General features: G+C 54.7%; 15 protein-coding genes. 6 read left to right on the top strand and 9 right to left on the bottom strand.

The window, feature by feature from the left end; genetic code table 11:
* Positions 1-64 precede the first annotated feature (64 nt).
* Positions 65-1,036 (top strand): ABC transporter permease, encoded by a 972-nt coding sequence (locus PBA01S_RS03780; protein WP_085169308.1) that lies wholly within the window; start codon positions 65-67, stop codon positions 1,034-1,036.
* Positions 1,037-1,057: 21 nt separating this feature from the next.
* A complete protein-coding gene (locus PBA01S_RS03785; protein WP_085278458.1) occupies positions 1,058-1,951 on the top strand; it encodes a carbohydrate ABC transporter permease in 894 nt (297 codons plus the stop codon).
* A 105-nt stretch (positions 1,952-2,056) separates the two neighbouring features.
* Here PBA01S_RS03785 and PBA01S_RS03790 read toward each other — a convergent pair whose 3' ends face one another.
* The 3 genes from PBA01S_RS03790 to PBA01S_RS03800 all read right to left on the bottom strand — a co-directional run bounded on the left by PBA01S_RS03790 (position 2,057) and on the right by PBA01S_RS03800 (position 4,462).
* Positions 2,057-2,545, bottom strand: a complete 489-nt coding sequence (locus PBA01S_RS03790) for a low molecular weight protein-tyrosine-phosphatase (RefSeq protein ID WP_028539241.1) — start codon at positions 2,543-2,545, stop codon at positions 2,057-2,059.
* Positions 2,546-2,646: 101 nt separating this feature from the next.
* Complete coding sequence (locus tag PBA01S_RS03795; RefSeq protein ID WP_028539242.1) at positions 2,647-3,522, bottom strand: AraC family transcriptional regulator; 876 nt, start codon at positions 3,520-3,522, stop codon at positions 2,647-2,649.
* Positions 3,523-3,634: 112 nt separating this feature from the next.
* Positions 3,635-4,462 (bottom strand): AraC family transcriptional regulator, encoded by an 828-nt coding sequence (locus PBA01S_RS03800; RefSeq protein WP_127575378.1) that lies wholly within the window; start codon positions 4,460-4,462, stop codon positions 3,635-3,637.
* A 223-nt stretch (positions 4,463-4,685) separates the two neighbouring features.
* On the opposite strand from PBA01S_RS03800, the gene PBA01S_RS03805 reads away from it, so the two are divergent.
* From PBA01S_RS03805 to PBA01S_RS03820, 4 genes are all read left to right on the top strand, one after another.
* On the top strand, positions 4,686-5,852 hold the full coding sequence (locus PBA01S_RS03805) for a Gfo/Idh/MocA family protein (protein WP_127575379.1): 1,167 nt from the start codon (positions 4,686-4,688) through the stop codon (positions 5,850-5,852).
* Positions 5,853-5,987: 135 nt separating this feature from the next.
* Entirely contained in the window at positions 5,988-6,836 is an 849-nt protein-coding gene (locus tag PBA01S_RS03810) for a sugar phosphate isomerase/epimerase family protein (protein WP_028539244.1), read from the top strand.
* A gap of 8 nt (positions 6,837-6,844) precedes the next feature.
* Entirely contained in the window at positions 6,845-7,954 is a 1,110-nt protein-coding gene (locus PBA01S_RS03815; protein WP_127575380.1) for a Gfo/Idh/MocA family protein, read from the top strand.
* Positions 7,955-7,972: 18 nt separating this feature from the next.
* Positions 7,973-9,004, top strand: coding sequence for a Gfo/Idh/MocA family protein (locus PBA01S_RS03820; RefSeq protein ID WP_127575381.1), 1,032 nt, complete (start codon positions 7,973-7,975; stop codon positions 9,002-9,004).
* Positions 9,005-9,143: 139 nt separating this feature from the next.
* Here the strand turns inward: PBA01S_RS03820 and PBA01S_RS03825 are convergent, their stop codons facing one another.
* The 6 genes from PBA01S_RS03825 to PBA01S_RS03850 form a co-directional block, all read right to left on the bottom strand.
* Positions 9,144-9,335: a hypothetical protein gene (locus tag PBA01S_RS03825; protein WP_016313270.1), complete on the bottom strand. Its 192-nt coding sequence runs from the start codon at positions 9,333-9,335 to the stop codon at positions 9,144-9,146.
* A 268-nt stretch (positions 9,336-9,603) separates the two neighbouring features.
* Positions 9,604-12,000 carry a glycoside hydrolase family 65 protein gene (locus PBA01S_RS03830; RefSeq protein ID WP_127575382.1) on the bottom strand — a complete coding sequence of 799 codons (2,397 nt, stop codon included), beginning with the start codon at positions 11,998-12,000 and terminating at the stop codon, positions 9,604-9,606.
* Complete coding sequence (locus tag PBA01S_RS03835; protein ID WP_028539247.1) at positions 11,997-13,094, bottom strand: carbohydrate ABC transporter permease; 1,098 nt, start codon at positions 13,092-13,094, stop codon at positions 11,997-11,999. Before PBA01S_RS03835 ends, PBA01S_RS03830 begins: the two co-directional genes overlap by 4 nt.
* Entirely contained in the window at positions 13,094-14,179 is a 1,086-nt protein-coding gene (locus PBA01S_RS03840) for a carbohydrate ABC transporter permease (protein ID WP_371859495.1), read from the bottom strand. The genes PBA01S_RS03835 and PBA01S_RS03840 overlap by 1 nt, the downstream gene beginning before the upstream one ends.
* A 149-nt stretch (positions 14,180-14,328) precedes the next feature.
* Positions 14,329-15,750 carry an ABC transporter substrate-binding protein gene (locus tag PBA01S_RS03845; RefSeq protein WP_028539249.1) on the bottom strand — a complete coding sequence of 474 codons (1,422 nt, stop codon included), beginning with the start codon at positions 15,748-15,750 and terminating at the stop codon, positions 14,329-14,331.
* Between the two features lie 351 nt (positions 15,751-16,101).
* The gene (locus PBA01S_RS03850) at positions 16,102-17,130 is read right to left on the bottom strand and encodes a LacI family DNA-binding transcriptional regulator (RefSeq protein WP_127575383.1); all 1,029 of its coding nucleotides are present in this window, start codon (positions 17,128-17,130) and stop codon (positions 16,102-16,104) included.
* Between the last annotated feature and the right edge of the window lie 167 nt (positions 17,131-17,297).

The raw sequence follows: 17,297 nt of genomic DNA on the forward strand, positions 1-17,297 counted from the left end.
TTTAAGCCATAGGCTGGACGTCCTGACTTGAACTTGAACTAGAAAACCAATGCGAGGTGCCGCTATGCAAACCGACTTGAAGCTTCGTGAAGGCACGGACCTAAACCTCCCGCGCCGGAAAGTTTGGCCCGTCTTCAAACAACAAAAATACCTGTTTCTCCTCATGCTGCCGGCGCTGATCTGGGCGATCCTGTTCGCTTATGCGCCAATGGCCGGGTTGTATATGTCGTTCGTGAACTACCAGCCCACGCTCGGCCGTTTCTGGTACAGTCTGTTCCACAGTGAATTCGTAGGCCTGCAGTGGTTTCGTTATTTTTTCAATAATGGCGATTTCCTGATCATCATGCGCAACACCTTGGCTTCGACGTTAATCACACTCCTGTTCTCATTCCCGATGCCAATCCTGATCGCGCTGGCGATTAACGAAATCAAGAACGTCCAATTCAAAAAAATCGTGCAAACGTCATCCTATTTGCCGTATTTCATCTCCTGGGTTATCGCGGCCAACATTATCGTAACGCTGCTGTCTTCGGATGGTGCCGTGAACGCATTGCTGAAGTTCTTCCATCTCACCAATGAGAGCATCCTGTTCCTGCAGAACGGGAAGTATTTCTGGTGGATTGTAGCCTTGGGCAATACGTGGAAGGATATGGGCTACAGCTCGATCATGTATTTGGCAGCGATCTCTTCGATCAACCCGGAATTGTACGAAGCGGCCAAGGTGGATGGGGCCAACCGGTTTAAGCAAATCCGCTATATCACGTTCCCGCATCTGAAGCCGACGATTGTCATCCTGCTGATTCTGGCTATGGGCGGCATTCTGAACGCAGGGTTCGACCAGCACTTCCTGCTCGGGAACGATCTGACGAAGGATTACTCTGACGTGCTCTCCACCTACTCATTCCGCTATGGGATCCAGAACGGGATGTTCTCTTACGCTTCCGCTGTCGGCATGTTCAGCTCGGTGGTCGCTTTTATTATCGTGGTGATCGTCAACCAAATCGCGAAAAAAATCAACGGCCAGTCCTTATTCTGAACCTGGCATGGAGGGAACTGCATGAAAAACCAAAAAACGCTGACCGAGCATCTGTTTGACGCGGCCTTGTACCTGTTCCTGACGTGCATTTTTCTCGTCACGTTCTATCCGTTCTGGAACATTCTCATCATCTCGTTGAATGACGCAACGGACTCGCTGCGCGGCAACCTGTATTTCTGGCCGCGGGAGTTTACGACCGCCAGCTATATTACGATCTTCCGCAACCCTGAAATCTGGAGTGCGCTGCAGGTGACGGCGCTGCGAACGGTGATCGGGACCGCGATGTCGATCATTTGCATCTCCATGCTGGCTTACTCTTTAAGTAAACGGTATTTGCTTGGCTGGAAGTATTTTTCGTTCTTCTTTGTGTTTACGATGTACTTTGGGGGCGGCTTGATTCCAACGTATATGGTGATCAAGGCGTTGGGGTTAATTGATTCGTTTTGGGTGTTTATTTTCCCGGGGCTGATCGGGGTGTTCCTGATGATCCTCGTACGCACCTTCATCGAGCAGCTGCCCGGTGAAATCGAGGAATCCGCCAAAATCGACGGCGCCAACGATTTGCAGGTGTTCGTTCGCATCGTGCTCCCGCTGTGCGTCCCGGTACTGGCGACCATCGGCTTGTTCCTGGCTATCGGCCACTGGAACGCTTGGTACGATTCCTACATCTATACGTATAAACCGGAGCTCAAGACGCTGCAGGCCGTTCTGGTCAAGATCCTGAACCAGTTCCAGACCGGCGCGATGATGACCGATGCCCAGCAACTGGCGCAAAACGCCAAACGCATCCCGGTCTCCAGTGAAAGCATCCGGATGGCGGTTACGATGGTAGCGACGCTGCCGATCATCATGGTGTACCCGTTCGTGCAAAAATATTTCGTCAAAGGGATTATGATGGGCGCGATCAAAAGCTAACTATATTTAATGAAGAAACCCGTCGCGGCGTTTTGCCGGACGGGTTATTGTGTTATAGGATCGGCTCTGAAGCTTATGCTGTTCTAGGCCTAGGCCTATCTGGGCTTAGCCTAGCACGTGCTCCTGCCGAATCAAGTCCAGCAAAGCACGGCAGCCCTTCTGCACTAGGCCATAAACCTCCTCAAAGTTCCCGGTGTAATACGGATCGGGAACCTCCTTCAACTGCGAGTCCGGCACCAGATCCAAGAGCTTCACGATCCGGGCATCGGCCTCACGGGCCAGCGCCTTCAAATCGCGTTCATTCTGGTTATCCATCGCAATGATATAGTCGAATTTGGCAAAATCGTCCTGCGCCACCTGCCGCGCTTTCAGCCCTTCATAGGAAATGCCGTACTGATCCAAAATGCGGCGCGTGCCGTGATGCGGAGGATTGCCTGTATGCCAGTTACCGGTTCCCGCCGAATCGATCACAAATCGTTCGCCGTATCCGGCTTCGTTCACCAGATGCCGAAAGACGGCTTCCGCCATGGGCGAACGGCAAATGTTCCCCAGGCATACAAACAACACTCCCACTTTGCTTTTCTCGTTATCCATGGTTCTCCTTCTTCCTTCCTGTATAGCCTATCTGTTCAACACTCTCTTAGCAGATAGTACTATAGGTTAAGCCGAAGGACAACCGCAGCCCGGTCGAAGCTTCAGCCTTTGCGTACCACGGGAATCCAGATTTCGCTTCGGTAATTGGACAGCGACGTGTCCGGGCTCTCGTTCCATAGAAGCTCCGGTCCTTCGGCCAACTCGTAATGAGCAGACGGGAACCACTCGGAATAAATCTGTCCCCAAACGTTCTGCAGCGTCTCCGGGAACGGGCCGACGGCAGTGAATACCGCCCACGTCGAAGCAGCCACCTCCAGCGAAGCATAGCCGTCCGGGCCAGGCTGCGTTGTCGCCACACCCAAGTAATGATCCAGTTCCCCTTGCTCCTCCATGCGTCCATCCGAGAAATTGATCGATGCGTTGACGATCCCGGTTGGTTCGATATTGGACAACCCTTTCAACTCAGCGATTTTCTCCGGGGTTAACTGCTGTGCCATTTCTGCGATATGCGGGTTCACCCCGTGAAATTGGATCGGCACCCGCTTATGCAGACCAACGATCCGAAACGCATCCTTATCTACGATCCGATAATTCATTTCGTTTCCTCCTTGTATGGTGAGTTGGAAGGACATCCGAGGATAAGCTTTTAGCGGCGCTCCCGGATCTCTGGCCTCCGACGGCGTGATGCCATGCATGGCTTGAAACGCTCGGGTAAAAGCATCCGCGGAACCGTAGCCATACTTCACCGCGAGGTCGATGACCCGCACCGGCCCTTGCTGCAGCTCGAAAGCAGCCAGCGTTAATCGACGGCGGCGGATATATTCCGTCAACGGAATCCCGGCCAGGAACGAGAACATCCGTTTAAAATGGTACTCCGAACAAACCGCGATTCGGGCAACCTCTCCATAATCGATCTCCTCCGTTAAATTCCGCTCGATGTAGCCTAGCGCATCGTTCATGTTTTTAAGCGTATCCATCGTTTGCACCTCCTCTGGTTCCCATCATACTATGAGTTCTCTGGCCCCTTCCGACTTTCCGTGCACCAACTTTGCAGGGGATCTGGTTGTCGAAGCCGTTCAATGGAGCAAATTACCGCGTGCAAGCCCGATAAGCCGTGGGTGATATCCCGGCATGACTCTTAAACTGGCGGGAAAAATGCGCCAGCTGCATGCCCAGCCGGTCAGCGATGTCGGCGATGCTGTCATCCGTATAGGTCAACAGCCGTTTGGCTTCCTCCATCCGTTTGCGCTGCACATAGTGCATCGGGGTGACTCCCATGATTTTTTTGAAATAAGGAATAAAATAGTTCGGATGCAAATGCACCAGGTCAGCCAAAGTCTCAATTTCGATCGGCTCGTGCAGATGCTCCTGGATATATCTCAACACGTCGTTCAGCTTGTTTCGTTCTGTAAACTGCATATAGTCCTTCAAATAATCATGATAACCGCCTTCCTCCAGGCAGCATGCCAGCAGATTCAGCAGACAAGCTTGCATCCGCAACCCGGCAAAGGGCCCTCCGGACTGAAACTGGTGAATGAGCTCCTCGAAGGTCGCTTGGACCTCCTCGGGATTGCCGGCATCGCTGATATACAACTTGCTGCTGGCATGAAACAGCGGCCATTCCCCCACCTGAGCATCGAAGTGACAGAAATATCGGGTATAAGGATTTTCCGGGTTCGTAAACGTCGTTTGACTGCTTCCCGCCGGCATGATCATCAGCTGCCCTGACCGGGGATAATACGTCTCCCCGTTGATGATGACTGACCCTTCCCCCTCGGCGATAAAATACAGCCGATTAAAGCTGGGGGCCAGCTCCGTCCGGTTCCAACCAGGAAAGCCGCTTCTCAGCTGCGCATGCGTCACGGTGACGGTTAAGCTCTCGGGCAAACGCCCGGCCAACTGGTCTATTTCATTCATCGCCTTCTTCCTCCTCCCCTCCGTCTCACTGTAAGCCTTTTCAATTCGAAAGATTCTTATCCTATTGTATCAGCGTTATTTATCGAATACACCTTAATTTTGTGCAAAACCGCCTTAATTCGTGCCATTCTCAACCCTTCCGATTCAAGCTAAGCTAAGAGCGACAGGACTACCTAGAAGCTGACAGAACAGGAGTTTAATGAAGGTAAAAAGGGAGGATTACATGGACAAAGTACGTTTCGCGATCATTGGCATCGGCAATATGGGAACGTCCCATGCACTCAACCTCAGCAGCGGCGAGATTCGGGGGGCGGAATTGACCGCCGTATGCGACACGAACCCCGACCGCTTGAAGTGGGCGAAGGAGCATCTGCCGGAGACGGTACAGCCCTTCGATACCCCGGAAGCGCTGTTGGCTTCGGGCGCGATGGATACCGTGCTGATCGCTACGCCGCATTATGATCATCCGACACTGGCGGTGCAAGCTTTTGAGAGCGGTTACCATGTGCTGGTGGAGAAGCCCGCCGGCGTGTATACCAGAGCGGTTCGCGAGATGAATGAAGCGGCGGCGAAGTCTGGGAAGCAGTTCGGCATTATGTACAATCAGCGTACGAATCCGCTGTACGCAAAGCTGCGGGACCTTGTATTGTCCGGGGAGCTGGGGACGATCCGCCGCACGAACTGGATCATCACGAACTGGTACCGCTCGCAAAGCTATTACGACTCCGGCGGTTGGCGCGCCACTTGGGCTGGAGAAGGCGGCGGCGTGCTGCTGAATCAGGACCCGCACCAGCTTGATCTTTGGCAGTGGACGACCGGGATGATGCCGAAGCGGGTACGTGCGTTTTGCCACTTCGGCAAATACCGCAATATCGAAGTCGAGGACGATGTGACCGCCTATGTGGAATATGAAAACGGCGCCACCGGCCTGTTCGTCACCACAACCGGCGAAGCCCCAGGGACGAACCGCTTCGAGTTGACCGGCGACAACGGCAAAATCGTCGTGGAGGATGGCAAGCTCACGTTCTGGCGGTTGCGCGTGCCTGAGCCGAAGTTTAACGCGGAATATACCGGCGGTTTCGGACAGCCGGAATGCTGGAAATGCGAAATCCCGGTCAGCGGCGGCGATGGCCCGCAGCATAAGGGGATTTTGCAGAACTTCACGAACGCGTTGCTGCACGGTGAGAAGCTGCTTGCCCCTGGTGAGGAAGGCATCCTCGGCCTGACGCTCTCCAACGCCATGCACCTGTCGGCCTGGACGGACGACTGGGTGGAGCTGCCGCTGGACGAGGATCTGTTCTACGCCAAGCTCCAGGAGAAGATCCGCACCTCCTCGTTCCGCAAGGAAGGCGGCAGCGGCAAGGTGCTGGACGTGTCGGGCACGCACTAAGGCGGTGCGGAGTTACATCGGCACGTTTCCGGAACGCTCTGAGGCTGCATGTCAGCGCCATGGGACGTATCGGGGCGCTGTAATCTGGCGCTGGAGCGAACAAGCAATCAGGAATTTCAAGGAGGAGCGATACCCATGAAATTGTCCGTTTTTACCGTATCTACCCCGGATTTGACGCCGGAGGAGCTGGTGCAGGCCGCGCGCGAAGCCGGGCTCCACGGCGTAGAGTGGCGTTTCAAGGAGGTTCCCGCCGAAGTCGCTGGCGAAAAACCCTCGTACTGGCGCAACAATCTGTGCTCGATCGACCCGTCTTCCTCCGAAGAGCAGCTGCTCCGTTTCAAACGGATCACCGAAGCTGAAGGACTGGAGGTCGCCAGCATCACACCTTATTTAAACTCGCTGGATCTGGAGGAGACGGAGCGGGTGTTCTCTGTCGCCCGTCTGCTCGGCGCCAAAATGATCCGCGTCGGCGCGGCCGGATATGACGGCACCACCCCCTATCCCGAGTTATACGAGAAGACCGTGCGCTACCTGAAGGAAGCCGAGCGCCTAGCTAAGCAATACGGTGTCAAAGGGGTTGTGGAAACGCATCATCTGACGATCGCACCGAGCGCCAGTCTGGCCTATCGTCTGGTCAGCCACTGCCATCCTGATCAGATCGGCGTCCTGTATGATCCAGGCAACATGGTGCACGAAGGGTATGAGCAATTCAAAATGGGACTGGAGCTGCTAGGCCCCTATCTCGCCCATGTTCACGTCAAGAACGCCGCCTGGTCACAGACCGGCAAACGCGAAGACGGCACTGCAGCATGGCGCTGCGAGTGGTCACCTCTGGCGGGCGGCGTGGTCGATTACCGCCGTCTGCTCCAAGACCTGAAATCCGTTGGCTACGACGGCTACCTCGGAATCGAGGATTTCAGCGGTCACTACGAGTCGAAGGAAATGCTCCGCCAGTTTGCCGAGTTTATCCACGAAAGGATGTAAGGCTAACGATGAATGCACGACAGCAGACACCTTCTTTTCAAGCGAAAGACGGAATGAACTATGCGCCAAAGGGACGTCCCAATGCCGTCGTGAAACCCGGTGAATTCATCTTTGCTGCGGTGCACCTCGATCACGGGCATATTTACGGCATGACCGGCGGCTTGATCGAAGCCGGTGCGACCTTAAAGTGGGTGTACGATCCCGACCCGGCCAAAGTCCAAGCGTTCGTGGAGCAGTACCCGCAAGCTGCCCGGGCAGACAGTCTAGAGCAGATCCTCTCCGACCCCGAAGTGCGGCTCGTCGCTGCAGCAGCGGTGCCGTCGGAACGTGGTCCGCTCGGGCTCAGGGTGATGGACGCCGGGAAGGATTATTTTACCGATAAGACCCCGTTCATCCGCCTGGACCAGCTGGAAGCGGCGCGTCAGAAGGTACGCGAAACCGGACGCAAATATATGGTCTATTACAGCGAACGCCTCCACGTGGAATCCGCCGTGTATGCCGGTCAGCTCGTACAGCAAGGAGCAATTGGGCGCGTACTGCAGGTAACCGGGTTTGGTCCGCACCGGCTGAATGCGGGCTCGCGGCCGGAGTGGTTTTTTCAGAAGGAAAAATACGGAGGAATCCTTTGCGACATCGGCAGCCATCAAATCGAGCAGTTTCTGTTCTACACCGGGTGCAAGGATGCCCAAGTGTTACACAGCAAGGTAGCCAACTACCACCATCCCGAATACCCCGAGCTGGAGGATTTCGGCGACGCGACATTGGTTGGGGATAACGGGGCGACGCAATATTTTCGCGTGGACTGGTTTACCCCGGACGGCCTCAGCACCTGGGGAGACGGGCGGACGTTCATCTTGGGCACCGAAGGATATATCGAGCTGCGCAAATACGTCGACCTGGCCCGGGATGCGGAAGGCGACCATGTCTACCTGGTGAATCAGGACGGGGAGCAGCATTTTGCCGTCCGCGGGCAAGTCGGCTATCCGTTCTTTGGCGAGCTGATTCTGGATTGCCTGAACCGCACAGAAAATGCCATGACCCAGGAGCACGCCTTCAAAGCCGCAGAGCTGTGTCTGAAAGCTCAACAGCAGGCACTTCGTGTCACCCCAACATACTAGGACAGGAAGGGACCATACATGACGATGCAAGAACCGATCGGCGCGGCGATTATTGGCTGCGGTGCGATTTTCCCGCTGCATGCCGAGGCGTTACAGCAACTTGACGGCGTGAAGCTGAAAATGGTTGTCGACCGCGATCCCGCCAAGGCAGAGCAGGCCGCAGCGACATTTTCCTGTGAAGCTGCAAGTGATTACCTGACCTTGCTGGAACGTGACGATATTCAAGTCGTCCACCTCTGTACACCTCACCACCTGCATGCGGAAATGGCGACGCAGCTGCTCCGCGCCGGCAAACATGTGCTGACGGAAAAACCGCTCGCCCATGCTTTGCAAGCGGCGGAGAACCTGGTGGCAGAAGCTCGGCGCAGCGAGGCGCAGCTGGGCGTTGTTTTTCAGAATCGTTATAATGCCTCGTCCCAAAAAATCCGCGAATTCCTGGAATCAAACACGCTGGGCCGGCTCATCTGTCTGAAGGGCATCGTCACCTGGCAGCGGGACGAAGCCTATTACACCGACAGCCCATGGCGAGGCCGCTGGTCGACGGAAGGCGGCGGTGTGTTGATCAACCAGGCGATCCATACGCTTGACCTGCTCCAATGGTTCGGCGGTGAAGTTCTCTCCATCCAGGGCAGCGTCACCGCCGACGCCCTTGGGGATGTGATCGAAGTGGAGGATACGGCGCATGCCCGACTCCTGTTTGCGAACGGTGTTCGCGGGTTGTTTTACGCCACCAACGCGTATCTCACCAATTCCCCGGTTGAACTGGAGCTGGTGTTTGAAGGCGGCACGCTGCGGCAGCGGGACGATTGCCTGTATTTAACCCAGGGCGGTCGGGAGAGCCTGGTGTGCGAACCGCCGACGAACCTGAATGACGCAGGACAAATCATCGGTAAATCCTACTGGGGCTCCAGCCATCGGTTGTTAATTGCCGACTTTTACGACCGCGTCCGAACAGGAACTCGCTTTGCGATTGACGGCGAAGAAGGCCTCAAGTCGCTGCGGCTCATCACAGAGCTATATCAGTCCTCTCGGACGCGGAAATCCAGATGAACACTAGTAACGTCAGAACCGGGAACTTACGACATACACCAACGGATAATTAGATAAAAACGTTGCGAAGCGAAGGACCGTTCCTTACGAGGGGCGGCCTTTTCTAAAATGGGGGACTTGTCGGAGGGAGGGTTCGAGGTTACAGCCGCTTTCTCATCCTGGTGAGGATGGTAACCAGTACCGAGTTGAAACCTATGGGGACTTTGGTCCGCTCATTTTTGGGCTTCTCCCGCTCCCTGCGCCGGATTTGCTCAGCCAGCAAGCAACGATCCAACTCCTGACTAAGGTCCCGAATATGCTGCTTCGCAATGTCTAAATTGTTGAGATACATCGTGCTCCACCTCCTATTCATCATGAGTTAAAGATCTCCAACATTGGATCAACCCTTCCAGCTTGATCCTTCCCTATCATAACGCCGCAGTTATCGCTGCGTCAGGGTACAAAACACCTTAAGTTCTTTTTTCCTCCCTTCTGCCATGCAAAATAAAAGCGGCCACCTTTGTTTTATGCAAAGGGGTCGCTTATGTTCACGGCGTTTTCACACGCCAGCGATTTTATTGAGCTAAATGCCGAATTCAATCGGTTGATTTGGCGCTCCGTTAACTGACCAGGTGGCCGCCAGAGGAGGGATGATTCGCCGCTAACGTACGTCGAACAGCTTCTCCGGAGTGAATCGACATCGGTTCTCCTTCGTGCCGAATCACAAGCCCCTCTCCTTCGCGCAGCGTGTACACGACCTGTTCCCGGTCGAAGAATACTTCCAACAGCTGCCCCCGATACATCACTTTAAACCGGCAGCTGCTCCATGGCGGTGGCAACACTGGATGAAAGCTTAACTCGCCGCCAACTAACCGCATCCCGCCAAACCCGTTCACCACCGCCATCCATGAACCCGCCATCGCTGCGGTATGCAAGCCGTCTTTGGCATTGCCGTTCACGTCATCGAGATCCATCCGCACCGTCCGGCTGAAGTAGTCGTAAGCCGCCTTCAGATCGCCAATCTCGGCGGCAACGATGCTATGGATGCATGGCGACAGCGACGAATCATGCGTGGTCAGCGGTTCGTAATACCGATAGTTGCGGATTTTCTCCTCAGTCGAAAACTGCTCGCTCAGCAAAAACAACACCATCACCAGATCCGCCTGCTTCAGCACCTGATGGCGGTAAATCACAAGCGGGTGATAGTGGAGCAGCAATGGATATTTTTCGGGTGGCGTGCCAGCGAAATCCCATTTCTGCTTGGACAAAAATGTATCATCCTGCGCGTATATCCCCAATTCCGAATCATACGGGACGTACATCTTGTCCGCCGCCCGCTGCCACTCGCGGAGTTCCTCCTCGGTAAGACCGATCTTCCGCGCCAGCCGGGCGTATTCCATAGGGTATCGCTCGCGCAGCAGCTTCGCCGTCTCACAGGCATACCGCAGGTGCTCGCGGGCCATGAGATTTGTATAGGCGTTGTTGTTCACCAACGCGGTATACTCATCCGGCCCGGTCACGCCGTCGATGCAGAAGGCGCCGCCACGGGCCGGGTTATAATGGCCCAGATCCACCCAGAACCGCGACGTCTCGAACAGGATTTCTGCGCCTTGGCGCACGAGAAAATCCTCGTCCCCCGTCGCCTGGACGTATTGGCGGATGCCGTACGCGATATCGGCGTTAATATGCGCCTGGGCGGTGCCCGCCGGGAAATAGGCGGAGTTCTCTTCGCCGCCGATTGTTCGCCACGGATACAGCGCGCCCCGCTGCGACATCACCTGCGCCCGCTGCCGCGCTTGCTCCAGCGTGCGGTAGCGGAACTCCAGCAAGGCCCGGCCGATCTCCGGCGTCGTGAAGGTGAAGAAGGGCAACACGTACATTTCAGTATCCCAGAAATAATGCCCTTCGTACCCTTCGCCGGTGAGCCCCTTCGCGGCCATGCTGGTTCTGCCGTCGCGACCGGCCGACTGCAGCAGGCCAAACGCGTTAAACCGCAGCCCCTGCTGGAGCGCGGGATCACCGGCAATTTCCACGTCGGCGCGGTGCCAGAACGCGTCCAGGTAAGCGCGCTGCTCCTTGGCCAGTCCGTCAAAGCCGCGGCTGACGGCCAAGCGCAGCTCTTCCGCGCTTCGCATCCGCAGCTCTTCCTCCCGGGTATCCCGGGACGTATGAACGCTGATGAACTTGCTCAGCGACACCTTCTCCCCTTGGCGCAGCGACACGTCGTACTGCACCGAAAACCACGGCCCGTCTTGCTGCTCCGACAGGCCGAACGCGGCTGACGGCGGCAGCTCCAGCTGGTGGCTCACCGCCGTCAGCAGCGCGAAGCGGCTGCGCCGCGTGCGCTGCTTCAGCCAGCCGCCGCCGCGCCCGTCGCTCCCCGCCTCCTCGAACAGGAGGCTGGGCTCCGTGCGGCGCGCCCCCAGGCGGGGGTCCCCGCCCCGGTCCGCCGCCCCTTCCGCCTCGGCGATGTCTCCGTCCATCGCCGAGCAGATCGAGACGGTGCCGGCGAAGTTTAGCGCCGTCACCTCATAGTGGATCGCCGCCAGGTGCCGATGAGTTAACGACACCAGGCGGTGGATCTCAATCCGCACGCGGTGTCCGGCTGGGGATTCCCATTCCACCAGCCTGTGCAACACACCGTTTTGCATATCCAACACTCTTCGGTAAACCTGCACCTGTCCCCGGTTCAGATGAAAAGATTCGCCTTCCACAGTCAGCCGGATAATCCCAGCGTCCGTCACATTCAGCATTGCCTGGCCTTCGGTCGGATACCCGTACGCCCCCTCCGGATAATGGATCGGTGCGGTATCATAAAATCCGTTCACATAGCTGCCCCGCACCGAGGCTCCTTTCTTACCGTGGTACCCCTCCTCAAAATAACCGCGCATTCCAAAATATCCATTGCCTAAGGAAAACAAGCTCTCCATGCGCTGATTGTCTTTCTCGTCGTAAGCCTCCTCAACCAGATTCCACTCCGGATCGGGAGACAGATTCTCCGTAAGCTCCTCGTTCATCCTTTCACCGAGCCTCCCATCAGCCCTCTAACAAAGTACTTCTGCAGGAGGAAGAAGATCGCGAGCGGCATCAGCATTGAAATAAATGCGGCGGACGTCAGCAAATGCCAATCGTTGCCTCTTGAACCTACGAGATCGGCGATCTTCATCGACATCACCTGTACGCTCGGCTGGTTGCCGATAAAGATCAGCGATACCAGATAGTCGTTCCAGACCCACAGGAACTGGAAGATCCCGATCGAAGCGAGCGCCGGCACCGACAACGGCAGGATGAGCCGGGAGAAGATCGTAAAATGACTCGCCCCATCGATAAAGGCCGACTCAAACAAATCTTTGGGCAACTGGCTGATAAAGTTATACATAAAGTACGTGACAAGCGGTAAACCAAAGGCGGTATGTGCCAGCCAGATCCCCAAATAGCTGCCGTTTAAGCCCAGCGCAGTATAATCCTTCAGCACCGGGATCAGCGCAACCTGCAGCGGAATGACCAGCATCGCGATGATCACCACAAACAGGGTTTTGCGGCCAGGGAATCTCAGCCAAGCAAACGCATAGGCTGCAAATGAAGCGATTAGCACCGGAATCACCGTGGCCGGAACGGCAATCGTCAGCGTGTTCCAGAATGCCTGGGACAATCCGGTCCCTCTCTGAATCGATTCGCTGCCGTCGGCGAGCTTCAGCTTGTATTCCTTACCGGACAGCACGTTTTTATAGTTCTCCAACGTCAACGCCGGTTTGAACTCCCAGCCCTGCTCCTGGACGTTAATCGTACGGGCCCGGCGATTTTCCCAGATCATCCGTTGTCCGTCTTTCACAACCCCGGCTTTCAGTTCATCGTCGCTGTAGGTTTCCCCGTTCACTTCAATCGGTTCACGCAAATCGATATCTTTGGAAAGCTGAATCGTCTCCGCGTTCGTCCATGCCTTGTGCGGGAATACGTTCCACCAACCGGTTTGCAAGATGTCTGCCGCCGGACGGAAAGATGAGATCAGCAATCCCAGCGTCGGGATGAGCCACACCAAGCAGATGAGGCCGAGAACGAGATTAACGATCGTTTTACCGCGTTTGCGCTTACGCAATTTCGTGCCCGCCATTAGAATCCCCCCTGCTTGCGGATCTGCCGCAGATTAAAGAAGATGACCGGTGTGACAGCAATCAGCAAGACGATCGCCAGCGTGGACCCGTACCCGAAGTTACGGTACATGAAGAATTGCCGATAGAACTGCGTGGCCACCACTTCAGTCCCGTATTGTCCGCCAGTCATGACCATGACTACATCGAAAATTTTGAGCGTAAACACGATGATGGTTGTCGTCACCGTCAAGATCGTCACTGAGATATACGGGATGATGATTTGGAAAAAGATTTTAATCTCACCGGCCCCGTCTACTCGCGCCGCTTCCAAAATATCCTCCGGAACGCCTTTGATCGCCGCAGAGAAAATCACCATGGCGAACCCGGTTTGCATCCAGATCAGGATCAGAATAAGAAACAGGTTGTTCCACGGCTGCAGCATGCTGGTCCAGGCTTGTGCTTCTCCTCCGAAAGCAGTGACGATAGCGTTAAGCAGACCAATTTGCTGGTCACCGGGCTGATAATAATAAACGAACTTCCAGATGACGCCCGCTGCCACAAACGAGATCGCCATCGGCATAAAAATAATCGACTTGGCAATCTTCTCGTAGCTGCTGCGGTCGGCAAGGATGGCAATCAACAGCCCAAGCGTGACGCAAGCAAGCGTGCCGAGGAATACCCACAACAGGTTGTTGCGCAGCGCCGTCCCCATCAGCTTATCGGTGAAGATCGCCGCATAGTTGGCGAGCCCAACGAATTTCTCCGACGAAGCGTTAAAGAAGCTCAGATACAACGTCCGTACGGCGGGCAGCACCAACAGCCATCCCAGCAAAATTACGGCCGGACCGATGAAAATATACGGCAACACCTTCCGCCGCACTTGCTCCGGATACTGCTCCACCGCCCAGTTAAAGGTATAAAATAGCAAATACACGCCGAGCACGCCCCATAAAACAGCGAAGATCGCGGTCAGCAGCGGATTCAGCGTCGAGTCGCGGAAGAAGCGGAAGATCAGGCCGTGTCCGGCAGCATTCGCAACCAGGACAATCAGGGTGAAGAGCACGGCCCTCAGGCTGACGATTCGCTTGGCCTCTGAACTCATCATGACCCCTCCTAAATGGTTTGTGAGCGTTACATCTTGAACCAGCTTAATGGATGAAAAAGGAAAGGGCGTGTGTGCCGGAACCCACGTTTCGGCTCGCGCGCCCCTCCGCGGTGCTTCAGTTATCGTTTAGATCGCAGTTCAGAATTGACTTAGTTGTTCCAGCCTTCCTGAATTTGCGCCAACGCTTCATCCAGTGTGGACGTACCGCTCACGTAGTCGGTCATGCCTTTCCAGAAGGTACCGGCACCTACTTTACCCGGCATCAGGTCAGAGCCGTCAAAACGCAGCGTTGTCGCTTCTTGCACAAGTTGAGCCATACGACGATCGGCCTCGGAAGTATACCAGTCAAGCGAAGCATCGTTCATCGGAGCGATGACGCCGCCGGATTGTACCCATGATTTGATCGATTCACCCGTTGTAAAGAATTCCATCACCGCACGAACCTCAGGACGATCGTTGAACATCGCGTAGATATCGCCAGCTACCAGCACCGGCTTCCCGTATTGCTCGTCGATCGGCGGCAGGTAGAACCAGTCGTAGTCTTCATCGATCTTCGCCGTTTCCGGGAAGAAGCTAGTGATAAAGTTCGCTTGACGATGCAGCCAAATTTTCGGCGGGTTGTCGAACATCGGCAACGCCGAATCCCCAAATGCGGTCGTGACGATCGACTTCGTGCCGCCGTATACGTAATCTGGGTTCATCCAGATTTCTGACATCACTTCAACAGCATGCTTCACTTCAGGGGAAGTGAACGGCAGTTCGCCGCTAACCCATTTATCATAGTTTTCCGGCGAAGTCGTACGGAGCATGATGTCTTCTACCCAGTCGGTAGCCGGCCAGCCTGTTGCCGCACCACTTTCAATACCAATCCCCCAAGCGGTGTCGCCATCCTTAGCGATTTGCTCCGTTAGTGCCATCAGCTCATCCCAAGTTTGCGGAATCGTATAGCCCGCTTCCTCAAATTGCTTCTTCGGATACCATACCAGGCTCTTTACATTACTGCGGTTCCAAACGCCCGCCATGATTTGCTTGCCATCCTTATCTTCCATCGTCGCCATGTCGAGCCAGCTTTGGTTGTAGTTCGCCTTCAGCTTCTCCTGGTCGAGAATGTTGTTCAGATCGATGACCTTACCGGTCTTGGCCACGGCAGCCAGCAGACCCGGTTGCGGGAAGTCCGCGATGTCAGGGGCGTTGCCGCCGTCTACACGGACGTTAATGGTCGCTTCGAACTCTTTGGAGCCCTCGTATTGAATATCGATCCCTGTTTTCTCTTCAAACTCTTTGATGCTGGTCTCGAACTTCACTTGGTCAGCATCTACGAACGGGCCAAACATCGTCACTTTCGTCCCTTTATATTCACCTTTCAACGCCAGCTCGAGCGGAGAGCCAGTGGAAGAACTGTCATTGGTTGCGGCAGTATCATTTGTATTCTGTTCCGTGTTCCCCGTATTCGCCGGAGCTGTCGGTTCATTGTTTGCCGCATTGTTCCCTCCGCCGCAGGCGCTGAGGAGAAGTGTGAACGATAACCCGCTCACGAGCAATAAAGAACTCCATTTTGATCTTTTTTTCATTGACCCTTTCATCCCCTTCGATATGATTTAGGAACAACCATCTTAGGTCTGACTGACCCTTATTCGCTTTCGGCGAATCACCCCCTTAATCAAGCCTTTCAACAACAATCAACGATAAAAATAGGCATGTATCCGTTTTCATTTTGGTATAAATGTATGACCTGCCCAGCCGGAATGTTCCGTTTTTTTGAAAAGCTTTTCATAATTCTGTTCAACTATTGTTCATGTGATGGTGTTGGAATGTGTGAGTAGTTTCTATTACGTGTGTTGTGTTGCGATGTGTGAGTTGTATTGCGTTGTGAGTATGTTGTAACGTTGTGTGTTTGTTGCGTTGTGTGTGTAATTACTTGGTTAAATCGTGGCTCTTTCCCGCGAGGATTCTCTGACGATCAGCTTGTGTTGGAGAATCTCTCTGGGCACCGCCACACTCCCGGTAGTTAGCAGTTCATGCAGCTTCTCTGCGGCACGGTGGCCAAGATCATAGATAGGTTGGGATATCGTGGTCAGCTTAGGAATATACATGCTTGCCATTCGGTGATTGTCAAAGCCAATGACGGACACCTGCCCCGGGACGAGAATGTGTCGGTCTCGAAGATACGAAATCGTCCCCATGGCAAATTCGTCGGCTACGCAGAACACCGCGGTCAAATCAGGATGCTCAGTAAACAGCTCGTGTGCCGCCTGATACGCATGCTCAAAATAGTGACTGGCAAATTTCACGTGTTCAATATTCGATGTCAGTCCGTATTCCCTCATGGCCCGAACAAACCCGGCGAATCGCGGCGGGCCAGAAATGGAATTGTCGTGATTAAAGCCAATCATACCGATTTGGCGATGACCAAGCTCGATAAGGTAAACGGCTGCGTCATAAGCTGCAGCCTCATCGTCAACTTCGACGCACGGAATATCGTATTCGTCCGAATGGGATGACACCATGACACAAGGGATGCGGCAACCGAGCAGTTTCTCGTAGTACTCCGGAAACATTTTGTCGCTCGCAAATACGATCCCATCCACCTGCTTCTCATGAAACGTATCGATATACGACAACATCCGCTCCTTATCACGGTCCGTGTTGCAGATCATCAGGCTGTACCCCAGCTTGTTGCAGGCATCCTGCATTCCCCGGATCATTCCCGCGTAATACATGTTCTCAATATCGGGAATTAACAATCCTAAGGTAAAAGACTTCTTGTAAATCAGTCCGCGGGCAAAAGCGTTCGGCTGGTAATTCAATTCCTGGATCGTCGCCAGCACGCGCTTTCGCTTGCTCTCCACCACTGTAGCCGGCGCGTTCATGACGCGCGAAACCGTACTGATGGAGACCCCCGCCTTTTTAGCAACATCACGGATCGTTGGTTTGCTTTTGTTTTTGTTCATCGTTGGCATCCTCGGTTTGAAAAGCTTTTCAATGCGATTATAACAAGGGACTTTGGGGATGACAAGAGTTTTTTTGAAGCGCTTACAAGCCTAGGGGGACCAAAGCCTGTACTGCCCCTTTTCCACCATTATCCCGTTGAGTCACCAGCCCGTACGTCGCTCCCTTT

The organism is Paenibacillus barengoltzii NBRC 101215 (genome assembly GCF_004000745.1).
In the GTDB taxonomy this organism is placed as follows: Bacteria; Bacillota; Bacilli; order Paenibacillales; family Paenibacillaceae; genus Fontibacillus; species Fontibacillus barengoltzii.

Bases quoted from the DNA above. Each gene is read 5' to 3' on its own strand.
- PBA01S_RS03825 (WP_016313270.1), bottom strand. From the start codon at position 9,335: ATGTATCTCAACAATTTAGACATTGCGAAGCAGCATATTCGGGACCTT.
- PBA01S_RS03840 (WP_371859495.1), bottom strand. From the start codon at position 14,179: ATGATGAGTTCAGAGGCCAAGCGAATCGTCAGCCTGAGGGCCGTGCTC.
- PBA01S_RS03795 (WP_028539242.1), bottom strand. From the start codon at position 3,522: ATGGATACGCTTAAAAACATGAACGATGCGCTAGGCTACATCGAGCGG.
- PBA01S_RS03780 (WP_085169308.1), top strand. From the start codon at position 65: ATGCAAACCGACTTGAAGCTTCGTGAAGGCACGGACCTAAACCTCCCG.
- PBA01S_RS03845 (WP_028539249.1), bottom strand. From the start codon at position 15,750: ATGAAAAAAAGATCAAAATGGAGTTCTTTATTGCTCGTGAGCGGGTTA.
- PBA01S_RS03835 (WP_028539247.1), bottom strand. From the start codon at position 13,094: ATGGCGGGCACGAAATTGCGTAAGCGCAAACGCGGTAAAACGATCGTT.
- PBA01S_RS03805 (WP_127575379.1), top strand. From the start codon at position 4,686: ATGGACAAAGTACGTTTCGCGATCATTGGCATCGGCAATATGGGAACG.
- PBA01S_RS03790 (WP_028539241.1), bottom strand. From the start codon at position 2,545: ATGGATAACGAGAAAAGCAAAGTGGGAGTGTTGTTTGTATGCCTGGGG.
- PBA01S_RS03815 (WP_127575380.1), top strand. From the start codon at position 6,845: ATGAATGCACGACAGCAGACACCTTCTTTTCAAGCGAAAGACGGAATG.
- PBA01S_RS03800 (WP_127575378.1), bottom strand. From the start codon at position 4,462: ATGAATGAAATAGACCAGTTGGCCGGGCGTTTGCCCGAGAGCTTAACC.
- PBA01S_RS03830 (WP_127575382.1), bottom strand. From the start codon at position 12,000: ATGAACGAGGAGCTTACGGAGAATCTGTCTCCCGATCCGGAGTGGAAT.
- PBA01S_RS03820 (WP_127575381.1), top strand. From the start codon at position 7,973: ATGACGATGCAAGAACCGATCGGCGCGGCGATTATTGGCTGCGGTGCG.
- PBA01S_RS03785 (WP_085278458.1), top strand. From the start codon at position 1,058: ATGAAAAACCAAAAAACGCTGACCGAGCATCTGTTTGACGCGGCCTTG.
- PBA01S_RS03810 (WP_028539244.1), top strand. From the start codon at position 5,988: ATGAAATTGTCCGTTTTTACCGTATCTACCCCGGATTTGACGCCGGAG.
- PBA01S_RS03850 (WP_127575383.1), bottom strand. From the start codon at position 17,130: ATGAACAAAAACAAAAGCAAACCAACGATCCGTGATGTTGCTAAAAAG.